6 protein-coding genes are annotated in these 6,435 nt (G+C 66.4%); 5 read left to right on the plus strand and 1 reads right to left on the minus strand.

The genetic code is table 11. The features are described from left to right. Window positions 1-826: methyltransferase domain-containing protein (locus U9977_RS24605; protein WP_322751659.1), on the plus strand; the 826-nt coding region annotated here is incomplete at its 5' end. Window positions 827-928: 102 nt separating this feature from the next. Here the strand turns inward: U9977_RS24605 and U9977_RS24610 are convergent. Beyond that, entirely contained in the window at window positions 929-1,153 is a 225-nt protein-coding gene (locus tag U9977_RS24610; RefSeq protein ID WP_322751660.1) for a hypothetical protein, read from the minus strand. 635 nt (window positions 1,154-1,788) lie between these two features. On the opposite strand from U9977_RS24610, the gene U9977_RS24615 reads away from it, so the two are divergent. The 4 genes from U9977_RS24615 to U9977_RS24630 form a co-directional block, all read left to right on the plus strand. Then, entirely contained in the window at window positions 1,789-2,841 is a 1,053-nt protein-coding gene (locus U9977_RS24615) for an rRNA adenine N-6-methyltransferase family protein (RefSeq protein ID WP_322751661.1), read from the plus strand. A 512-nt stretch (window positions 2,842-3,353) separates the two neighbouring features. Next, entirely contained in the window at window positions 3,354-4,517 is a 1,164-nt protein-coding gene (locus U9977_RS24620) for a branched-chain amino acid ABC transporter substrate-binding protein (RefSeq protein WP_322751662.1), read from the plus strand. A gap of 48 nt (window positions 4,518-4,565) precedes the next feature. Further along, the gene (locus U9977_RS24625) at window positions 4,566-5,498 is read left to right on the plus strand and encodes a branched-chain amino acid ABC transporter permease (RefSeq protein ID WP_322751663.1); all 933 of its coding nucleotides are present in this window, start codon (window positions 4,566-4,568) and stop codon (window positions 5,496-5,498) included. Then, the coding region (locus tag U9977_RS24630) for a branched-chain amino acid ABC transporter permease (RefSeq protein ID WP_322751664.1) at window positions 5,495-6,435 on the plus strand (941 nt) is incomplete at its 3' end. The genes U9977_RS24625 and U9977_RS24630, both read left to right, overlap by 4 nt.

Consider the following 6,435-nt stretch of genomic DNA (forward strand, 5'->3'; position numbering starts at 1 on the left):
GGCAGGCATGAACGTCCTGGAGATCGGCACCGGCACCGGCTACAACGCCGCCCTTCTCGCCGAACGCAGCGGCCCCGGCCATGTCGTAACCATGGAAGTCGACCCCACCATTGCCGACCACGCCCGAACCGCCCTCACAAAGACCGGGTACTCGATTATCGTCATCACCGCAGACGGCGCCCTCGGACACCCCGACCGGGCACCCTACGATCGGGTGATCGCCACTGCGGCCACCCCCAAAGTTCCTTACTCGTGGGTCGAGCAGACACGACCCGCCGGCCGTATCGTTGCCCCTCTCCTCGGAACCTTCCAGTACGGCGCCCTAGCCTGCCTGACCGTCCACGACGACGGCACCGCAGACGGCCGATTCCACGGCGAAGCAAGCTTCATGCCGCTGCGAGCCCGACGGCCCCAGCCGGTCCCCTGGCCCCTCACCGAAGACCATGCCCGCACGAGCACCACCACGCTCTACCCACACGAACCCTTCAATCAGTTTGACGCTGCCGTCGCTATCGGCTCGATCCTCCCCGAATGCACGACCGGCCACACCCGGCGCGACAATATCGAGTCCCTGCGCCTCTTCCACGCCGACACCCAATCATGGGCTGCTCTCACTCCCGCAACCCACAACAGCGCCCACTACACCATTGCGCAGTATGGCCCTCGCCGCCTCTGGGACGAGCTTGAGGCCGCCTACCACTGGTGGATCGACGCCGGCAGACCCGACCACACCCGCGTCGGCATCACCGTCACCCCCGAAGAGCAGACGTTCTGGCTCGACACCCCGCAACACCCGCTCCCATCCATGAAGCGGCGAGCCGTCTGACTTCGGCGGACGCACCGAAGAAAGATCGTCGCCAATTATCTTTACGGTTTCAAGGGCGGGCGGATTCAACCGGTCAGCGCGCGCAGGCGGCAGCGACGGTGATCATCGCGGGTGTGGCCCGTTTCGGTTGCGTATTTTGTGCCACAGGGAGGCGTAGGTCGCTTCTACCGCGAGGGATGACCACCAGGTGGCCGCGTCCGCGTCCCCGCTGGCGAGGTCCACCCAGATCTGTACGCCGGCGGGTAGGACGAGTGCCGGTCGCAGGATGAACAGGTCCGAGCCGGGCGGGGGCAGCTCAACGCGCGCCCGGTCAGCCGGAAGATCCATTACGGCGAGACGGTGAGATCAACGAGGAACGGCACGCCCGTGACCTGCGAGACCCACGAAGTGGGGCGCTATGGCGCCAGCTCTTGTGGGTGCGCGGATTCGGTCGCGTTCAGGGCTTCGATGTGATCAAGGGTTCCGGTCAGGGCGAGCCGTAGCGGTTCGCCCCGCCGGTTGTCCACGATCTTTATTTGGATGTTGAGGAGGGCATAAAGGTCCGGGGAGAGGACGTCAGCCCGACCAGAATCGTCGCTGATGACTATGAGTGCTCATATCGGTCTGTGTAGTGACCATGTTTACGGCTTCTTGGTGGCGTCTCGACCGCTGACTGCCCCGCACGCCGACGTGCACGGACTTCAAGGTGTCGTTTCGTGACATCTATGTCCTGGCACGTGACATACCCGCCCCGGCTCCGCGACGATGACCACGCACCCGTGTTCCCCGTCCGCTGCTCAGCCGAGAGAACGCGCCGATGACACCGCCGCTCGTGAACACCTCCCGCCGCAGCAACGCCTCGTACGAGTTGGAAAACACAAGAAGAAATTGGAATGTTCGGCGTGTAACGGTTCAGGTAAAACCATCGTCATCATAGACGGAAAGCAGCAGCAAAAACCCTGTCAGATATGTAAAGGAACCGGATGGTTGTGAGACGCGCGGCGTTCGTCCCCGACACGATCTGGGTCAACGGCGCTGACGGATGGATGGTCCCGCTCCATCGGGACGACAACCCCGAAACCTGGCTGACGCTGGCAGAAGGCGACGATCCCATAGCAATCCAGGTCGACGACGGCGAGCACCCCGACAAGGGCATCCTCCCCACCAGTTCCAACACCGCAGCCTGGCTCGTCAACCGGATGCTCGACCTCCTGAACGTACAGGAGGGGACGAACATCCTCGAAATCGGAGCCGGCACCGGCTACAACGCCGCCCTGCTTGCCGAACGAACCCACACAGGACACGTCACGACGATAGAAGTCGATCCCACGATCGCCGACCACGCCCGACAGGCCCTGTGCAGGAACAACTATCCGGTCACAGTCGTCAACGGCGACGGCACCCTCGGATACCCCGAACGAGCACCGTATGACCGGATCATCGCCACCGCCGCCGCAGCCACCATCCCCTACGCTTGGATTGAACAGACACAGCCCGGCGGCCGGATAGTGCTCCCTCTCGCATTCACCTTCCACCACGGGGCACTCCTCGCCCTCACCGTCCACAGCGACGGCACCGCACACGGCCGATTCCACGGCGAGGCGCCCTTCATACGACTCCGCAACCACCGCTCTGCCACGTTCCACCGACAGACAGCCGACGAAGCGCAGGTGACGACGACCCGGCTATACCCGCGACAACCATTCACCGACTTCGACGCCGGATTCGCCGTCGGCACCATGATTCCCGACTGCATCCCAGGCCAACGAGGCGACGACGACAACCCAGCACTCCTCCTGGCGCACCCCGCCTCCCGATCCTGGGCATCCCTCACTCCCGGAACCAGCACCCACGAGGTACGCCAGCACGGACCCCGCAACCTGTGGGACGAGCTTGAGAACGCCTACCGCTGGTGGATCGACGCCGGCAGGCCCGATCACACCCGCATCGGCATCACCGTCACCCCTGACGAGCAGACGTTCTGGCTCGACACCCCGCAACACCCGCTCCCATCTGCGAAGCGGCGAGCCGTCTGACTTCGGCGGACGCACCGAAGAAAGATCGTCGCCAAACATCCGGAAGATCCATTATGGCGAGACGGTGAGATCAACGAGGAACGGCACGCCCGTGACCTGCGAGACCCACGAAGTGGGGCGATATGTCACGGGTGACCGGCCAGGTGGTGCGTAACACGACGTTCGTCCCGGTGGCGGCGCGCCGCAGGTAGCGGTCAGCCGTCGGCCGTCCCCTCCGCGTGTCGGTGTCCGTGCCCGCGTCCGTGTCTGTGCACAAAATGTAGCGACACGGGCACAATAAGCTTCCCGTTGCTGGTTGTAGCGACTAGGTTGCCGACAGTTTGGCGAACGAGCCGGACAGGGCAGGCACGGCAGGTGGGGACGGCGACTGCGTGACGCGGACGCGGCGTGAGGCTGCCGTGCGCATGACCCGGTCGGTCGGCCTTCCTGATGGGGGAAGCGGACACCGTCCGCGCCATGCCCGGCGGGGATTTGCCCGGACCGCCCTACCGGAACGGGTGAAGGGACACGGCATGGCGAGGCGAACAATGGCGGCGGGAGCCGTCGCGCTTCTTGCGATCGCGCTGACCGTCGGCGCCTGCGGGGGAGGGTCCTCCGCAAGCGGACGCCCGCAGTACATCATCGGATTCCAGGGGCCGCTGTCGGGCGACAGCCAGCAGCTCGGCATCAACGCGATCAACGGTGTGCGGACGGCAGTGGATCGCGCCAACGTCAGCGGCCAGCTTCCGTTCACCGTCCGTCTGGTCGAGGCGGACGATCAGGGCACCCCGGAGCAGGGTCCCACCGCCGCCCAGAAACTGATCGACAACCCGGACGTCATCGCCGTGGTCGGGCCGATGTTCTCCGGTGCCACCAAGGCCAGCGAGCCGCTCTACAGCCAGGCCAAACTGCTGTCCGTGAGCCCGTCCGCGACAAACCCGAAGCTCACCTCGCTGGGTTTCGGAACGTTCTTCCGGGTGATCGCCCCCGATACCGTGCAGGGTGCCGCCGCCGCGGATTACGTCGCAAAGGCGCTCAAGGCCAAGAAGGTCTTCTCCCTCGACGACAAGAGCGAGTACGGCACGGGGCTGTCGACGGTCCTCGAAAAAGAACTGGCGGCACAGGGGGTGAATGTAACCCATGACGGCATCAATCCAACGAAGGACTACACGTCCGAGGCGACAAAGATAATCTCCGAGCAGCCCGACGTGATGTTCTACTCCGGGTACTATCCGGAATTCTCCCTGTTGACCAAGGCGCTGCGGGCCAAGGGTTTCACCGGCGCTGTCATGAGCGGCGACGGATCGAATGACGACCAGTTCGTCGCACAGGCCGGGGCTGCGAGCGCCGAGAGCGCGTATCTGACCTGCCCGTGTGGCGACGCCAACAGCGACCCGAAGGCCGCCGGCTTCGTCGCCGACTTCAAGCGGGTCAACAACGGCACGCGGCCGGGCACCTATTCCGGCGAGGCCTACGACGCGACGAACGCGATCATCGGGGTCCTGCGCAAGCTCGGGCCGGGAGCCAGCCGTGAGGCCGTCGCCCAGGTCTTCTCCTCCGTCGACTTCGAGGGCGTCACCAAGCGGGTCGTGTTCCAACCCGACGGCGAGATCGTCGGTTCGACCGTCTACGTCTACCAGGTCCGTGGCGGCAAGCGGGAGGTGCTCGGAACCACCGCCGAACTGATCAAAGCCTGACCCGCGGCGGGGCAGCGGGACCATCGGCGATTCGGGGGGAGCATCTGGATGGGTTTCGCGCGCGAGTTCGGGCAGCTGACGGTGGACGGAGCGACCATCGGTTCCCTCTACGCGGTCATCGCTCTTGGCTACACCCTCGTCTACGGGGTGCTCACGCTGATCAACTTCGCCCACAGTGAGGTCTTCATGCTCGGCGCGTTCGGGGGCCTGTTCGCAGCCCGGGCACTGCTGCCCGCGGGCGAGGTGACGCCGTCAGGGCTCACATCGGTCGCACTGGTGGCGGTCGGGCTCGGTGTCGGCGCCGCGTCCGGTGGCCTTGCCGCGTTCGCCCTGGAGCGCGCTGCCTACCGGCCGCTGCGCCGCCGTGGCGCGCCTCGTCTGGCCTACCTCATCGGTGCCATCGGAGCGTCCCTGTTCGCCGCCAACCTGGCCGGTAAGGAGTTCGGCCGCCAGAGCGTGCCCGTCCCCGATCTGTTCACCAACGGGACCGCCTGGCGGGTCCTTGGTGCCGATATCTCGACCCAGGCCCTGGTCATCGTCGGGGTGGCGGTGGTGATGCTCGTCGTCGTCGACCGGGTGGTCGCCGTCACCCGGCTGGGCCAGGCAATCCGGGCGACCGCCCAGGACGCCGGCACCGCAAGCCTGATGGGGGTCGACGTCGAGCGGGTGATCGTCGCCACGTTCGTGCTCGGTGGTCTGCTCGCGGGTGCCGGTGGCTTCCTCTATGCGATGACGTTCAACGCCTCCTACACGATGGGGTTCGTCCCGGGCATCAAGGCGTTCACCGCCGCCGTGCTCGGCGGCATCGGTAACGTCCGCGGCGCGGTGCTGGGAGGGGTGCTCCTCGGCCTGGTCGAAAGCTATGGCGGTTATGTGTTCCAGGCGTCCTACAAGGACGTGATCGCCTTCCTCGTCCTGGTGGGAGTGCTCCTGGTCCGGCCCTCGGGGCTCCTGGGTGAACGTCAGGGCAGGGCGGCATGAGCGCAGCGCTGCCCTGGCTGCGTCGGCTCGCGGTGTACCTGGGCGGCGCGGTGCTGGTCGCGGTTGTCACCGGTCCGTCCGGTGACGCAGATCATCCTTTCGCCGGCATCCGCGGATCGTTGTTCGCCCCGCGCTTCGCGCTGTTCGCGGCGCTGGCGACCGGTACCTGGGCGGGTGTCATGTGCGCCGCACGCGTGCGGGCAGGCGCCGGTGGATGGTTGCTCCGATCGGTCCGGGCAGCCTGCTCAGGCTTGCCGGTCGGCGACCTCGGCGGCTTCGGCGGCCCTGCGGTGGGCGCCTGGGGACGGGCCGTGGCGACCGTGGGAATGCTGGGTATCGCCCTGATCGTGCCGCTGGGCCTGTCCGCGGCGGCCGCACAGTCCCTCGTGACCGATATCGGGATCTACGCGCTGCTCGCGTTGGGCCTCAACGTGGTGGTCGGCTACGCCGGCCTGCTCGATCTCGGCTACATCGCGTTCTTCGCGATCGGCGCGTATACAACCGCCTACTTCACCTCCCGCACGGCGATGCCGTGGCACTCACCGGTCATTCTCAACCCGTTCGTCGTGATCCCGATCGCGGTGGTCGCGGCGATGGCCGCCGGGGTGGCTCTCGGCGGGCCCACGCTGCGGCTGCGCGGGGACTACCTGGCCATTGTGACGCTGGGGTTCGGTGAGATCGTCCAGTTGCTCGCGAACAACGTCGACGGTGTCACGGGCGGCTCGCGCGGGGTGTTCGGCGTGCCACCCTTGTCCCTTGACGTCGGGGCACTTCACTATGCCTGGGGCCTGGCGCCACTGCCGTACTACTACCTGCTGCTCGCCGTGGTGATTGTGGTGATCGTGGTATTCGGTCGACTGGAACGGTCGCACGTCGGCCGGGCGTGGGCCGCGATCCGGGAGGACGAGTTCGCGGCCGAGATCTCGGGTGTCGCGAC

Source organism: Protofrankia sp. Cas8 (assembly GCF_963555845.1).
Classification (GTDB): domain Bacteria; phylum Actinomycetota; class Actinomycetes; order Frankiales; family Frankiaceae; genus Protofrankia.

Bases quoted from the DNA above. Each gene is read 5' to 3' on its own strand.
- U9977_RS24610 (WP_322751660.1), bottom strand. From the start codon at position 1,153: ATGGATCTTCCGGCTGACCGGGCGCGCGTTGAGCTGCCCCCGCCCGGC.
- U9977_RS24615 (WP_322751661.1), top strand. From the start codon at position 1,789: ATGGTTGTGAGACGCGCGGCGTTCGTCCCCGACACGATCTGGGTCAAC.
- U9977_RS24620 (WP_322751662.1), top strand. From the start codon at position 3,354: ATGGCGAGGCGAACAATGGCGGCGGGAGCCGTCGCGCTTCTTGCGATC.
- U9977_RS24625 (WP_322751663.1), top strand. From the start codon at position 4,566: ATGGGTTTCGCGCGCGAGTTCGGGCAGCTGACGGTGGACGGAGCGACC.